Source organism: Paenibacillus sp. FSL F4-0243, assembly GCF_037963295.1.
Lineage (GTDB): Bacteria > Bacillota > Bacilli > Paenibacillales > Paenibacillaceae > Paenibacillus_AQ.
On the sequence record NZ_CP150151.1, the window covers coordinates 1,532,387 to 1,548,185 of the forward strand.

General features: G+C 42.4%; 12 protein-coding genes. 10 read left to right on the forward strand and 2 right to left on the reverse strand.

Annotated elements, in window-relative coordinates:
* Window positions 1-30: 30 nt before the first annotated feature.
* From NSS87_RS06950 to NSS87_RS06975, 6 genes are all read left to right on the forward strand, one after another.
* Entirely contained in the window at window positions 31-1,764 is a 1,734-nt protein-coding gene (locus NSS87_RS06950; protein WP_149645115.1) for an extracellular solute-binding protein, read from the forward strand.
* Between the two features lie 89 nt (window positions 1,765-1,853).
* Window positions 1,854-2,744 (forward strand): ABC transporter permease subunit, encoded by an 891-nt coding sequence (locus tag NSS87_RS06955; RefSeq protein ID WP_042125108.1) that lies wholly within the window; start codon window positions 1,854-1,856, stop codon window positions 2,742-2,744.
* 9 nt (window positions 2,745-2,753) lie between these two features.
* Complete coding sequence (locus tag NSS87_RS06960) at window positions 2,754-3,647, forward strand: carbohydrate ABC transporter permease (protein WP_042125110.1); 894 nt, start codon at window positions 2,754-2,756, stop codon at window positions 3,645-3,647.
* A gap of 52 nt (window positions 3,648-3,699) precedes the next feature.
* Complete coding sequence (locus NSS87_RS06965; protein WP_339245799.1) at window positions 3,700-4,983, forward strand: Gfo/Idh/MocA family oxidoreductase; 1,284 nt, start codon at window positions 3,700-3,702, stop codon at window positions 4,981-4,983.
* On the forward strand, window positions 4,980-6,641 hold the full coding sequence (locus NSS87_RS06970; RefSeq protein WP_339245802.1) for a DUF4091 domain-containing protein: 1,662 nt from the start codon (window positions 4,980-4,982) through the stop codon (window positions 6,639-6,641). Before NSS87_RS06965 ends, NSS87_RS06970 begins: the two co-directional genes overlap by 4 nt.
* 30 nt (window positions 6,642-6,671) lie before the next feature.
* Window positions 6,672-8,420, forward strand: a complete 1,749-nt coding sequence (locus tag NSS87_RS06975) for a beta-galactosidase family protein (protein WP_339245804.1) — start codon at window positions 6,672-6,674, stop codon at window positions 8,418-8,420.
* A 192-nt stretch (window positions 8,421-8,612) separates the two neighbouring features.
* Here the strand turns inward: NSS87_RS06975 and NSS87_RS06980 are convergent, their stop codons facing one another.
* Together NSS87_RS06980 and NSS87_RS06985 are read right to left on the reverse strand one after the other, a co-directional pair.
* The gene (locus tag NSS87_RS06980; RefSeq protein WP_339245807.1) at window positions 8,613-9,767 is read right to left on the reverse strand and encodes a response regulator; all 1,155 of its coding nucleotides are present in this window, start codon (window positions 9,765-9,767) and stop codon (window positions 8,613-8,615) included.
* Between the two features lie 86 nt (window positions 9,768-9,853).
* A complete protein-coding gene (locus tag NSS87_RS06985) occupies window positions 9,854-12,949 on the reverse strand; it encodes an ATP-binding protein (protein ID WP_339245809.1) in 3,096 nt (1,031 codons plus the stop codon).
* A 124-nt stretch (window positions 12,950-13,073) separates the two neighbouring features.
* Between NSS87_RS06985 and NSS87_RS06990 the strand changes: the two genes are divergently transcribed.
* The 4 genes from NSS87_RS06990 (at window position 13,074) to NSS87_RS07005 (ending at window position 15,770) form a co-directional block, all read left to right on the forward strand.
* Window positions 13,074-13,634 carry an RNA polymerase sigma factor gene (locus NSS87_RS06990; RefSeq protein ID WP_042185733.1) on the forward strand — a complete coding sequence of 187 codons (561 nt, stop codon included), beginning with the start codon at window positions 13,074-13,076 and terminating at the stop codon, window positions 13,632-13,634.
* Entirely contained in the window at window positions 13,631-14,083 is a 453-nt protein-coding gene (locus tag NSS87_RS06995; RefSeq protein WP_042125121.1) for a zf-HC2 domain-containing protein, read from the forward strand. Before NSS87_RS06990 ends, NSS87_RS06995 begins: the two co-directional genes overlap by 4 nt.
* Window positions 14,084-14,163: 80 nt before the next feature.
* Window positions 14,164-14,661, forward strand: coding sequence for a hypothetical protein (locus tag NSS87_RS07000; protein WP_042185734.1), 498 nt, complete (start codon window positions 14,164-14,166; stop codon window positions 14,659-14,661).
* A 17-nt stretch (window positions 14,662-14,678) separates the two neighbouring features.
* Window positions 14,679-15,770 (forward strand): DUF4097 family beta strand repeat-containing protein, encoded by a 1,092-nt coding sequence (locus NSS87_RS07005; protein WP_042185736.1) that lies wholly within the window; start codon window positions 14,679-14,681, stop codon window positions 15,768-15,770.
* Window positions 15,771-15,799 lie beyond the last annotated feature (29 nt).

A 15,799-nucleotide genomic window follows, 5' to 3' on the forward strand; every position in this document is an offset into this window, starting at 1 on the left:
TTGCAGCAAACAAAGGGGGGAAGCGTTCAGATGAAAAAAATGAGACCATGGAAAATGATTTTGTCAGTAACGATGATTCTTTCATTATTGTCAGCATGTGGAAGTCAAGGGAATGGAAATGCGAATGCACCATCTACGCCTAAGGAAGAGACTACGAATAGTGCGACAGACAGCGCCACAGCACCTGATCCACTAGGGAAATACCCGGAAACGGTCACTGTTACAGAAATACTAGGATATAATCCACCAGAAGATCCAAGAACTCCAAGCGGAATAACACCGGAACAAAATGCCTACCTGAAAGATCTCAAAGAGATGATGAATATTGAAGTGAAATACAAATGGACCGTTCCCTCTGCCCAGTTTGAACAGAAGTTCTCGCTTGCCATGGCATCGGGGGATCTACCCGATGTGATAGAAGTTGATCAGAAGAACTATGAGAAACTTAAAAAGCAAGATATGCTTGCTGATCTGACAGATGCTTATGCACAATATGCGTCACCAGCTCTTAAGGCTTATATGGACTCAGATGGTGGATTCGCGATGAAAACGTTCAGTGCGGATGGTAAGCAATTAGGTATTCCTGCATTTGAAGATCCCTTCTTATCCACGCAGCTGCTATGGATTCGTCAAGATTGGCTTAATAATCTAGGTTTACAGGCACCGAAGACGATCGATGAGCTTGAGAAAGTTGCACAAGCATTCACACATAATGATCCAGATCAGAATGGTAAGAATGACACCTATGGTATCGCCATGCAAAAGAATCTCTTCTTTTGGGGATTTGATGTCAGAGGTTTCTTTAATGGATTCGGTGCTTATCCTTCCGTTGGTGATAAACAATCGGCTTGGATTAAAGGCGGCGATGACAAATTGTTACCGGGATTGATTCAGCCTGAAGTGAAGACTGCACTTGGTAAGCTACAAGCATGGTATAAAGATGGAATTATTGATAAAGAGTTTGCACTAAAGGATGAGAATAAGGCTGTAGAAGATCTGACTGCAGGTAAAGTGGGTATTTCCTACGGAGAGTGGTGGTATCCGAACTGGCCGCTTAACTCCAGCGTAGACAAAGATCCAAAGGCAGATTGGATTGCAATTCAACTTCCAGGGATTGATGGTCCAGCTAAATCACTCGTTCCAAAAATTCGCAGCAACAAAATTTTCGTTGTGAACAAAAAGATGAAGAACCCAGAAGCAGCGATTAAGATGCTCAATTTCTACATCGAAGTTGGTAATAAGAAATACAAGGATAAGAACAAAGCGGCAGATGGCTATGTATACAACTGGTTTAACCCACGGATTGCCAACCCTGTTGATATTGATACGATTTACAGGGAAGTAAACAAAGCGCTCGATGCTAATCAGACTGAAATTACAATAGACGATGCAAATTATAAGACCGTTGCGGATACTTTCAAAGCGACTAAGGACTTCCTGGCAGGCGACACATCTAACGCTACCAAAGGTGTAAACTGGGGTCAATATTATAGCCGGGCTGCAAAAGACGGTGGCTGGGGCTTAACACGACAAATTAAAGAAAATCAACAATTTGTATACAACGAGTTTTACGGTCTTCCTACACCAACAGTAGTGGAAAAGGGCGGTCAGCTGGATAAGTTGATGCAAGAGTCCTTTACCAAGATTATCATGGGTGGTTCTCTTGATGATTTCGATAAATTCGTGGATAGCTGGAAGGCACTTGGCGGTAATGAAATTATCGATGAGGTCAATGAATGGTATAGCACGGAAGCTACGAAATAAATCATAGGGACAAGAAAGCGGGTGAGGTGAGTCGGGTGAGCCGACTCACCTCCCGTTTTAAAATGAGTAAGTTGGTGAGGAGGGCATCTATGAAATCACTGAAGAAAGAATATCCGCTTCATATCATGTTAATACCGGGTGTGATTGTTACACTGATTTATGCCTACGGACCGATGGCCGGCCTGGTTATGGCGTTTCAACAGTTTGAGCCGTTATCCGGTTTTTTTAAATCTGATTTTGTGGGATTAGATAACTTCCGTTATGTATTTAATTTACCGGATTTCAAGCAAGTACTTTGGAATACGCTAGTCATAGCTATCATCAAAATGGTATTGTCTCTGCTTGTCCCGCTCATTCTAGCTCTATTATTAAATGAGCTTACTAAGAAATGGTTCGCAGGTTTTATTCAATCCGCCATTTTCCTCCCGTTCTTCCTTTCATGGACTGTCCTTGGGGGTGTCATTATTGAATTATTCTCTCTCAATGGACCTATTAATGGCTTAATTTCCGCTATGGGCTTAGAACCTATCATGTTCATGCTTGATAATGGTTGGTTCAGGGGGATTATCATTGGCTCGGATGTCTGGAAAGGCATGGGCTACAATATGATCATCATGCTTGCTGCCATCACAGGAATTAATGCGACGCTGTATGAAGCGGCAGAGGTAGATGGTGCAGGGAAATGGAAGCAAATGCTTAACATTACGCTTCCAGGTATAGCACCGATTATTATTTTACTTAGTGTATTAGGTCTCGGTGGTATTCTTAACGCAGGTTTTGAGCAGATATTGATTATGTATAACCCGACTGTATATGCAGGCGCAGATATAATAGATACATTTGTCTATCGATTGGGGATGTTCAGCCAACAATTTGGACCTGCGGCAGCAGTGGGTCTCTTTAAATCGATAATATCTTTATTTATGGTATCAACAACTTACTATGCAGCGTACAAATTTAACAATTACCGCATATTCTAGGAGGTGGAGATGGTGCTACATAAACAATCATTCAGCAGAAAGTTATTTATCGTGTTCAATACGCTGTTGTTAACTTTCATTACCATACTCGGCATTATCCCATTTGTACACTTACTCTCCATCTCACTTAGCTCGAATACAGCTGCGATGGCTGGAGAAGTGAAGCTTTGGCCCGTCGGCTTTTCCTGGGATGCTTATGTATATTTAGGAGAAAAGGTAGAGTTCTTTCGTTCCTTGGGAGTCTCCGTAAAACGAGTAGTGCTCGGTTCAGTAGTTAACTTGTTTCTAGTATTTATTACTGCTTTTCCGCTTTCCAAATCGAATGATCAGTTTAAATTTAGAACCGTATATGTATGGATATTCGCGATTACGATGTTTTTTGGAGGCGGCTTAATTCCGACGTATATCGTAGTGAAGAATACAGGCTTAATCGATTCCATTTGGGCGCTTATCTTACCAGGTGCATTGAATGTATGGAATATGGTTCTGATGCTTAACTTCTTCAGATCTATTCCAAGAGAATTGGATGAAGCGGCTACGATTGATGGTGCCGGACATTGGAGAGTACTTTGGCAAATTTATTTACCGATATCCCTTCCATCCATCGCAACGATTGGGTTATTCACCATAGTTGGGCATTGGAACGCTTGGTTTGACGGTATCCTTTACCTGAATTCGCCTGAGCACTATCCACTACAGACCTATCTTTCTACCTTGATTATGTCTATCAATGCCCAGATGTCATCGATGTCTATTGAGCAGCTCAAGGTGATGGAGAACCTGAGTGAGAAGACGATCCGAACGGCGCAAATATTCATGGGCGCATTGCCAATTATGGTAGTGTATCCATTCTTACAAAGGTATTTCGTAAAAGGAATGACGGTTGGTAGTGTTAAAGAATAAAGAAATAGAGGACAGACATAGCATAAAGTCTCATATGAAGGAGCAGATTGCGATGAAGAAAGTTACTGTTGCTTTAATTGGAGCGGGCCTGCGAGGAATTAATTATTCAGAATATGCGATTCAGCACCCCGATGAGCTTCAAGTTGTAGCTGTTGCAGAGCCGAATGCGAAGCGGAGAAATAAATTTAAGGCAAGACATAAGCTGGCTGATGACGTGTGCTTTACTCATTGGGATGATTTTTTTGCCTCCCCGAAAGTAGCAGATGCGTTATTTATCTGTACCCAAGACAATCAGCATTATGTGCCGACAATGAAAGCACTGGAGGCAGGGTATCATGTACTATTAGAAAAACCGATGTCCCCTGATGCCAAGGAATGTGTACTTATGGGTGAAATGGCTTCTAAAGTGAATCGTGTCTTCTCGATATGCCATGTATTGAGATATACCAATTTCTTCTCTACGATTAAGGAACTGCTGGAAAGTGGTGCGATCGGACAATTGATGTCCATTCAACATAATGAGAACGTGGGTTACTGGCATCAAGCTCATAGCTTCGTAAGAGGGAATTGGCGCAAAAAGGATGAGTCCAGTCCGATGATTCTCGCTAAGTCCTGTCATGATCTGGACATTCTTTCCTGGTTGACAGATTCAGAATGTGTTCGAGTGTCTTCCTTTGGCTCACTGTCCCATTTCAAATCTAGTGAAGCACCGGAAGGAGCCCCGCTACGTTGCACAGATGGATGCCCAGCAGCAGATAAATGTCTCTATTATGCTCCTAATCAATATTTGACGGAGGATACGGATTGGCCTACATCGGCAATTAGCGATGATCCAAGCTATGAAGCTCGCCTGAATGCTCTTCAGGAAGGACCTTATGGACGATGTGTCTATCATTGTGATAATGATGTCGTCGACCATCAAGTGGTAAATCTAGAATTCGCTAATTCCGTAACTATAGCTTTTACAATGAGTGCGTTTACCAAAGATGTAAGTCGTACCCTCAAGCTGATGGGTACCACGGGAGAAATTCGCGGTGCGATGGAGAAGAATGCAATTGAAGTGATCCATTTTGGCAGCGGTAAGGTAGAGAGAATCTCGTTCGAGAATGCAGGTGGTCATGTTGGTCATGGCGGCGGCGATATGGGGTTAATCAAAGATTTTGTTAAGCTGGTTCGAGCGGAAGGAAAGATTCAGGGTCTTACATCAGCAAATCATTCCGTTCAAAGTCACCTTATGGCTTTTGCAGCGGAGCAATCTCGCATCGAGGGTAACAGTATTGTTCTGAAAGAATTTGCTCAAAGTGTCTGTAATGATGAAGAGGTGAAGCAACGATGAATGCTCCGCAGCCATTTCAGACGATGTTATTAAGTTCGTTGGTTAAGGTATTTGCTGATGAAGTGCCGAATCATGAACCCTATCACAGTGCAACCGCACTTGTCGGGGAAACATTTTCGTTCCAAGTCGCTTATACCTCAGATACACTTTTAAAGAATATTGAAGTAGAGATAAAGTCATCTCTTCCAGATCTAATATGTATAAGATCCGTTGGACTTGTTCCCTCAGAAATGCCTTGTTTCAAAAATCATGATGACGATGTGCTAAGAACTACGCCGGGATTATATCCAGATCCATTGTATACGCTGGATCAACAATCTATTTCATCGATCCCGGGACAATGGCGATCTTTATGGGTGACGATAACCTTGGATGAAACAATGAGTACGGGGCTTCGCTCTATTCAGGTCCTCTTCCAATCATCTGAAGGGCAGATGTTAGGTGAATCGGATGTATTCGAGTTAACCGTCATCCCTGCAACACTACCGCCGCAACAGTTAATTCATACGGAATGGTTCCATGTGGATTGTCTTGCTACAAAGTATGGTGTCGAAGTATTTAGTGAAGCGCATTGGGCCCTTATAGAACGTTATGCAGATACGATGGTTAAGCATGGCATGAACATGATCTTAACTCCGTTGTTTACACCGCCTTTGGATACAGCCATTGGTGGAGTACGTCCAACCGTTCAATTGATTTCCGTGACTAAAGCGGGAGATCGTTATGAATTCGGATTTGATCTGCTTACTCGTTGGGTATCGATGTGCCGCCGACTTGGCTTCAAATACTTTGAGTTCTCTCATTTATTTACTCAATGGGGTGCAAAATGTGCACCAAAAATAATGGTAACCATTCAAGGTGAAGAACAGCAACTATTCGGCTGGGATACGGACGCATCCTCAGCGGAATACCGTAGTTTCTTGGATCAATTTTTACCTTGCTTAGATCAATATTTGAAAGAGCAGGGAATAGACCAGCAAAGCTGGTTCCATATTTCAGATGAACCAGGAGAGGAACATTTGGAATCGTACCGAGCTGCAAGTGAGATCATTTATAAACATTTATCAAGTTATCCGATCATGGACGCTTTGTCCGAATTGGAGTTGTATGAACAGGGCCTGGTGAAAAGGCCGATTCCTGCGAATACGCATATTGAACCGTTCTTAGAACATCAGGTTCCAGACCTTTGGACGTACTATTGCTGCGCGCAAGGTGAACAAGTATCCAACCGGTTTTTCAACATGCCATCTGCTAGAAATCGTATAATCGGGTTTCAATTGTATAAATTCGGATTACAGGGCTTCTTGCATTGGGGTTATAACTTCTGGTACTCGCAATATTCATTGAATCAGCAGCTGGACCCTTATCGTACGACTGACGCTGAGCATGCATTTCCCTCAGGAGATGCCTACTTGGTCTATCCGGGAGAAGAAGGCCCGATTGAATCCATTCGACTGGAAGTTCTATATGAAGGGTTGCAGGATTTGCGCGCACTAGAATTACTTGAGCAGAAAATTGGCAAGAAAGCAACGATAGCCATTATGGAAGAGGGTCTGAGTACATCGTTGACCTTCTCTGTATACCCGAGGGATCAGGGAACATGGCTCTTAGAGGCAAGAGAGCGGATCAATCAAGCGATAGCAAGATATTCTACTTAAGTGAACATACCATTACGAGGTGTTGAGAATATGGCAACTTTTCATTATTCAGGATCTTCCTTTTATTATAACGATCAGGCGATAGGGCTTATCTCAGGGGCCATCCATTATTTTCGGACTCTGCCGGAACATTGGGAAGACCGTCTTATCAAATTAAAAGCTTGCGGCTTCAATACGGTTGAAACCTATGTGGCATGGAATTTACACGAGCCGAAGAAAGGCCAACATAATTTTGAAGGTATGGCAGATGTAGTCCGGTTTATTGAATTGGCAGGAGATTTGGGTCTGCATGTCATCGTTCGTCCCGCACCTTATATTTGTGCAGAATGGGAATTTGGTGGACTGCCATCTTGGTTGCTAGCTGATTCGGATATGCGTCTTCGATGCTACCATAAGCCATTTCTAGATCATGTAGATGCGTATTATGATGTATTGCTCCCCAAATTACAACCACTGTTATGTACAAATGGTGGCCCGATCATTGCTATGCAGATTGAGAATGAGTACGGAAGTTACGGCAATGACAAGCGCTATTTGACTCATTTAAAAGACAGCATGATTTCCCATGGGATAGATGTACTACTATTCACTTCCGATGGACCTGAAGACGCGATGTTACAGGGAGGTATGGTCCCAGGTGTGCTAGAGACGGTGAACTTTGGATCACGTCCAGTAGAAGCATTCAACAAGCTCCGTGAATACCAACCAGAGGCTCCAATCATGTGTATGGAATACTGGAACGGTTGGTTTGATCATTGGCGTGAGGAGCATCATACGCGTCCGGCTGAGGATGTAGCGAAGGTATTGGATGAGATACTTAGTTTAGGCGCATCCGTTAATTTCTATATGTTCCATGGCGGAACTAACTTTGGGTTCTACAACGGAGCGAATGGACATACGTTTGACAGCTATGAACCAACAATTACTAGTTATGACTATGATTCCTTACTGAGTGAATCCGGTGAGCCGACAGCTAAATATTATGCAGTTCGTGAAGTGATCTCCAAATATGTAGATCTCGGACCCATTGAGTTACCAGCTCCTGTCGCTAAGAGAGCATATGGGAGAGTAGAGATGAAGGAGCAGACTTCACTTACCGCAAACTTGAATCGTATTTCTGCACCTATTCACTCTGTATACCCTGAACCGATGGAGAAATTGGGTCAGGATTATGGCTTTATTCATTATAGTACGTTCCTTACAGGACCTCGTCCCAAAGATGAGTTCTTCATCCAGGATTTACATGATCGTGCATTAGTCTTTCTGAATGGAGAGCTCACTGCAACCTTAGATCGTGTAGAGCCAGAGGTGAAATTAGAGTTCGAGGTTCCGGCCGAAGGGCTGCATGTTAGTATACTTGTGGAGAATTTAGGACGCGTCAACTATGGTCCTTTTATGAGAGATTGTAAAGGGATTACTGAAGGGGTACGTTATGGACGGCAGTTTCTGTCGGAATGGACGACTTATACGTTGCCATTAACGGATTTATCTGGTCTGCAGTTTGAAGGTTTATTCAGGCAAGTGGAACCTAGTTTCTTCCGCAGCACCTTGGTTGTGGATGAACCTTGTGATACGTTCTTGAGCATGGAAGGATGGACTAAAGGCGTCGTGTTCATTAATGGGTTCAACCTTGGACGCTATTGGAATATCGGACCACAGAAAACAATGTATGTGCCAGGTCCTCTATTGAAACAAGGCGACAATGAGATTGTCATCTTTGAATTGCACAGCACTTCAGATACCGCTGTTACCTTCGTAGATCAACCGGAACTAGGATAATAGGGCATAGCTCTGCCAACAACATGTTAGAATTGCGGCTTATTGAACAATGTTTGAATTTGCTTCGGACAAGTTTGTTCAATCTTGCGTAATTCGCTAGCTTCGTTTAACTAGCTGTTTCAAACGCAGCAATTAATATATCGTAACAACAAAGACACCCGAATAGATCCGGGTGTCTTTGATAAATAGAAACTATTTCTTGCTGCGTATTCTAAGGTTATGTAGTTCCCATTCTTCATACCAATCTTGAACAACGGCCGGAAGACCAATACTTAGATCGCCTTTCAATAATTCCGTCAGATTCTTATATTGTTCTTCCACTGCTGATCGTTCCCCAATACTGTCGTAGACCTTCATTAATCCTAAATGTCCTTGTTCAAAATAGGGCTGAAGCTGTACTACCTTTTGATACACGGTGACAGCTTCGGGAACTCTGTTGTTGTCGATATAGAACTGGGCCATTCCCATAGCATGGTGTAGCCAAATGGTGCGCAGACGTTGTCGTTCACCCTCCGCCCACAAATAATCGTAATCTCCAAAATAATCCCCTGAATAAAGCTCAAATAAGCTTTGATGTTCTGCACAATTGTCCTCTCCGATGGATTCGAGTGCAAGAATGTTGTGCTCCCACTGGGCTGCATCGATTAGAAGCGGCCCGGTCTCAAGCGTATACCCTTCCCCGCCACTGACGTTGCTGATATGCAGATCTACCTCACTCTGCTTTAAACATTGTCGTACTTGATAAATGGTTGTGTAGAGATGGGTAGAAGCCTTTTTAAGGTTGAAATCTGGCCATAGTAGGTCAATCAGGGTATCTTTACTGACGAATCGATTGCGATTATGAAGCAAGAAAGCAAACAATTCTTGTGCCTTAGAAGTTCTCCAACGGAGATTGTTTAAAGGTTGTCCTCCTCGTTCAAAACGCAGCGATTGAAAACAACGAATCGTTAGTTCATGTGCTACCTCTTTGCTTTTTGGTGCAAACTTCAATCTGTCCTCCAAGCGTTGTACTGTTTTGAATAAACGGTCATGTCGCACGGGCTTCAAAATATAATCAATCGCATTTAACTCAAAGGCTTCCACTGCATATTGGTTATACGCGGTCACGAAAACGATATTAGCGTTTGGACACACCTCTTGCAGAATTGCGGCAGCTTGAAGTCCGCTCACTTCAGGCATTTCAATATCAATAAAAATAACGTCAGGCTCCAAGGCTGGAGCTTCTTGTATAGCTTGAACAGGATCTGTATAGGACGCGATGATATGAACAGCTTCCATTTCTTTTAACATGAATTCTAACTTTACGAGAGCAAGACGTTCATCGTCCACCAATACTGCTTGAATCATTGTTATTTCACCACTCAATATAGTATTTTTTAGCAAAAAACAATAAACTCTTCTTTATTTTTCGTTTCATTATAGTCTGTCTGTGACTAGGTATTTTTGTGATTCATATTTCTTTTTTCAGAAGGGATTATGAAACTTACTGAAGTACCTAGCCCTTCCTTGCTTTTAATTTGCAAACCCTTAGCATAGACACGTAACAAGCGTTTATGTGTATTAAGAAATCCAATCCCTCTTGTTACATTAGACTGACTGCTCAGCAGTTGCTGAAGTTGCTCGGAAGTCATACCTTTACCATTATCAGCGATTGTAATCTCGATGTCATCAGCTAGTTCTTTGATGGATATTGAAAGCGTACCTCCTTTGGAGCGGCTTAATATACCATGCCTAACGGCATTTTCAACGAGTGGCTGAATGGTCAAGGGAGGTAACTGAAAATGTAGATTTTCTGTTAACTCCCAGTTGATGGTCATCCTGTCCTCAAAGCGCTCTTTCTCTATGTACAGATAGGCACGGACAAGCTCAAGCTCGTGTTCAATCGGTATCATCGGCTCAGCGTTCAAGAAGTTAAAGCTTAAGCGTAAATAAGAGCTAAAGGCATCAATAAGGTGACCCATACGCTGTGTATCAAAAGATGCCAGAGCAGATATAGAATTTAATGTGTTGAATAAAAAATGTGGTTGTATTTGCGCTTGAAGATATGCTGCTTCCAGACGAAGCCGTTCACTTACGGACTGTTTTAAGTCTGTTAAGGAACGTACCCGTCCTCTTAGCTCCATAGCGTTCATGGGTTTCATTACATAGTCGTTCGCGCCCGAAACAAATCCGGTGTAGATATCTTCCGGCTGGCTACGTGCGGTCAGAAGTAGAATAGGAAGCTCAGCTATAGTAAAACGTTCACGAATTCTCTGTGTTAATTCATAGCCGGACATCTGGGGCATCATTACATCTGTAATGATTAAATCCCATTGATCAGTATCCAGTTTTATTAAAGCATCAATTCCACTGGTTACCGTAACCATTTCATAGTCTTTGATGGACAGTACGCTAGTAAGGATTTTCAGATTAACCGGGTCATCGTCAACAGCCAAAATCTTAGGTCTTCTTCCATCCGTTGAAGTAGCAGATGTAGTGTTAAATTCGGATAGCCTAATATGAGATAGTTTGTCCGTGTATTCAGTCACTGTTGAGAATTCTAAATTGAATTTTTGAATGTTTGAATCGGATAGAGGCATAGTAAAAGTAAAAGTAGAGCCTTTGCCAAGTGAAGATTTTACGCTAATCTCTCCACCGTGAAGTTCAACTAACTGTTTACAAATACTTAAGCCCAATCCAATTCCACCACTTATTGCTGTCACGCTTGAGTCACCCTGTTCATAGGGTTGGAAGGCTCTAAGCTGTGTTTCCTCGTTCATTCCAATGCCAGTATCCGTAATATGGATGCGCGCCACACCCTTATGAATATCCGCATGGACCCTAACTGAGCCTACACTCGTATATTTCACAGCATTTTGAAGCAGATTGAACAAAATCTGAATGAGTCTTTTCTCATCTGCCACAATAGAAGGAAACGAGTCGGGAATCTCCGAGATTAGTGTAATGTGCTTACCTTCCGTAAGGAACTTGAGCATATCGAGTACGCCAACAGCTACGGATTGAATGGGAACATTTCTTAACTGTAATTGAATGTTGCTTTCACGAAGCTGTGATTGATCTAGAAGATCGTTTATCAGTAAAGACATACGTCTTCCGACGGTAATTAGCAGTTCTAGATTACTTGCGTTCTGATGCATTAAAGAGTCTCTCTCACTGTCTAAGACGGTCTCAGCAATATTAATGATGCTATGTAGGGGGTTTTTCAGCTCGTGAGAGGTATTAGCTAGGAAATCATCCTTTTGCGTAACGGTTCTTTGCAGGCTTTTTGCCAGATTTTCAGTCTGTTTAGTATTCCAGAAATAGCGCTTAAACCCAAAAGTCGCAAAGCATAAAAAGGCAATAATCAGGTCGAAAGGATAATAGGTAACGTCAACCAGATCGAAATTTTTGAACAATCCCCAATGATTGCTGTTAATGATGGCTAGGATAGATAGCAATAGAAAAATAGAGCCATCGTTGTTTTTAAGCGCAGATTTCAGAAAGAGAACTACAACTTCTAATGATAGAACGAATATATTGATGAAAAAAAGAAGCGTATATGATTCGTAATAGTGGACAACGGGACCGAGCAGTATGAAAAGGATATGTACCAAGGATAAGCTGGTCAGGATCCGAACGCTTTTAATTTTTAAATTATGGAACATTAGTTGCTTGCTTGTCAGTAAGATGAATATAAAAGCCATAATATTAGATATGATTAATAGTTTTAAGCTCCATTGGTAGTTTAAGGGAAGCATATGCAGCAAAAGCTTGTCATCATCAATAAGTACTGTAGTTATAGCGGAAATTACCAACAGAAAAAAATAGATCAACATCTTTTGCCGTGGACCAATGGTATATAATATTGCTGCATAGACTGCATGAAGTAGAAGTACTACACATAATAACAGTTGAAGGCCTATGGAAACGATCCGCTGATGTGTTAAGGTTTTTTCGTTACCAAATAAAATGGGTTTAAAAATACCACCTGTATGAGCTAAAGAGTAGTTGGCTACATGAATCACAATTTCAATCTCAGTCTTATCCGTTGTAAAAGTTACGGAGTAAGGTAATACACGAGCAACATAGTCTTCTTTATTGGCAGATGGAGAACCTGAATTTCCCAGTAGTTCACCATTGATATATATTTCCGAAGAAGTCCGAACCCCGGATATGAGTATGCCATAAGACTGCTTTTCGTTTTTATCTACAAGAATCCGTAACCGATAGGAGCCGTAGCCTAAAGCAGACTTTTCGCCATTATGAATGGCATCGTTCCACTGATCCGGGACTTGTATATATTTTTTAGGGGGAGCTTTGTTTAGAGATTCTTTATTGAAAGTGGGAAGCAGCGTATTAGGATAGAACTCCCATTGGCCTTTTAAGGTAAGGAGCTTGTCTTGATTTAAGTCTTTATTCCGTAAATCGAGAACTCCTTTGACTAATTGTGGTTGTATGGCATGAGGCGATGCCCAAACCCATAGGAAGCGAAATCCAGTAAGTATAGTAAGAAATAGCACGATAATTAGAAAGAGTTTTCGTTTAGTCATAGTAATTAAACATTATTCGACAAAAAACAATATATTCCTTTCACAAAAATATTTCAAAAATTTTAAAAAAAGTTACGGCAAAGTTGCAGGGGATTAGAATTGGCTGGCGTCTAACGTTATGTAGGTGAAGGAGGGGAGAAAGCTGGAAGAGAAGGAATGGATTTCTGCTGTGCTGAACGGTGAGCATCAGGCCTTTGGGCATTTGGTGACACGTTACCAAGGCATGGTATACAGAGTGTGCGTCAAGATTACTGGAGAAGCCGAATCGGCCAAAGATATGGCCCAAGAGGTTTTTATAAAAGCATACAAAGCGCTCCCCTCCTTCAGAGGACAATCTACCTTCTCGACATGGCTTTATCGGATAGCCTATCGAACCTGTCTGGACTGGAAACGGGCCAATGATAGGGAGTGGAGGCATCGGAGTGCGGCTGATTACACTGAGAATGATTGGGTAACATCTCAAACACCAGAGCAAGAGGTGCTAGAGCAGGAACAATCAGCTGAGCTGGGTGAGAATGTGAACAGCCTTGCGGAACCGTACCGGTCGGTCGTACAGCTGTACTATTTTCAGCGAAATTCTTATCAAGAGATAGCGGAGCAAAAAGGTGTTTCCGTTAAGACTATCGAATCGCAGCTTTATCGTGCCAGACAGATGATGCGTAGACAAAGGGAGGAATTGCGATGAATTGTGCAATAGTGAAGGAATGGATGCCACATTACATTGACGGCCTACTGTCTCCAGATATGGAGCTGAGTATCCGGTTGCACATACAATCCTGTCCTGATTGCGCGCAGTGGCTGGAGGAAGCTAAGGAAATGTCCGCTCTTTGGTCAGAAATGGAAACGGACAGTGAATATCAGCATGAACAGATGGACTTTCCAGATCTCGCAGCAGGTGTTATGGCCCATATCGAGCAGCTCGAAACAGGACGCAGAGAGCGAGCGGTTAAAGCGACAAGCGTAAGACGTCGCTATGCTCCTAGAACATCTTGGATGCATTATGCGGTGGCTGCCTGCTTGAGCTTCTTATTGTTACAGTTTGGCGTTTTTGAGAATTTGGCTTATGGGATTACTGAAATTAATGGTCATGTGTCGAATTCGGTGACCCAATGGTTTGGTGGTTTTAGAAAATAGTCATAAAGAGATTTATAAATAATAGATGGATTCAGGTAAACTGAAAAGTTTATGCTATCCAAATTTTAGGAGGATGTATTATGATTAAGAAGAGACGTTGGCTCACTTTTATGCTAGCTATGGTTCCTGGTGTAGGTCATTTGTACTTAGGTTTCAAAAAGCAGGGGCTGCAGTTTATGATCGGGGCTTCCTTATGTATTATGTTTATTCCGTCTGAGCCCATGATCTTCCCTTTTGCGCTAGCTGCACTATGGTTTTACCAATTGTTTGATGCCCTGCAGAAAGCGGCTTGGATGAAAATAACTGCAGCCGAACATGAGCGTATGATGTTCCATCCTGACAGCTTCGGAGAACCTTGGACGATGGGGATGTCCTCTATGCCGGGTTACCCACATGAAGATGTGAATCCGGCTTGGGTTGGTGTTGGATGTGTTGTTGCCGGTTTCCTTATGCTGGTGATCTCAGCATTTCCGACGCTTTGGAGAATGTTAATTGAGATTAACATTGGTACGATCTTGCTATCACTGGGTCTGATTGCGTACGGTCTGAAGATGCTAAGAAACAATACGAGAGCGTAAGAAACGGGGATTTGACTATGGGGAGATGGAAAATCGGGAGTTTTACTGCAGCTATAGGCTGCATTGCACTTGGTGTCATTATTGTGATGGCTCAGTATAATATGATCAGCTATGAAGTACTTGGTTATTTATGGCCAGCACTGTTGATCTTGTTCGGACTCGAGATGTTGCTAAGATTGTTTATCAAATCCGATGCCAAAAGTCGTGTGAGCGGTTGGGCAATCCTTTTGATCATCCTGTTGGTTGGAGCAAGCAGTGCACAGAGCGTAATGGCCGGCGGCTCACTTAGCAGTTTAATCGGGAATACACATTTAACTCCACTAAGCGGCAATGTCGAAGTGAAAGACAATATTACAACGCTGAAAATCGTACTTCCAAGTGGAAAAGTAAAGGTCGAGGGAATAGATGGAAGCTCATTGGATTATGAGGGAAGCTTACTCCTACCTGGAAAATCGCAAAGTGAAGCCGAAAGTGCGTTGGAAAAGAAATGGAAAGTAAAAACTGAGGGAGATACACTGATTATGGAGCTTGATACAGATCATAATTGGTTCTCTAATATTCAGTTTGGATTTAATACTAAAAGTCCTTATTTAAATGTAAGTGTACCTAGCAGCCTTGCTGTTGAGGTAGATACTAGTGACGGGTCAATAGAAGCCTGGGATTTAAAGTCTGGCTTAGTAGTTGATACTAGTAATGGGGTTATAAATATTCATGATGTTGCTGGCGGAGTTGAAGCAGATACCAGCAATGGCTCACTGACTGTTCAGAACATCCAAGGTGGAGCGCAGCTCAAAAGCTCTAATGGTGCGATTATATTGGATAATATAGATGGAGCGTTGACGGCAAAGAGCAGCAACGGCAAGATCACTATTAATTCAGCAGTGACTGGAAAATGGAAATGTTCGTCTAGTAACGGAAAGATTACGGTGGGGTTGCCAACTGTGTCCGATGCGAAGATTACAGCGGATACTAGCAATGGCTCACTGAAGGGGAATGTCCCTTGGGATCTAGACGGGGACAGCTTTGGCACTGCCATTCTTGGTAAAGGAACTTATACTGTGGACCTAAGTACGAGTAATGGAAGTGTAACCGTGGACACAGCTGAATAAGTACGAACAATAAAGGGAGTTAAGGCTTC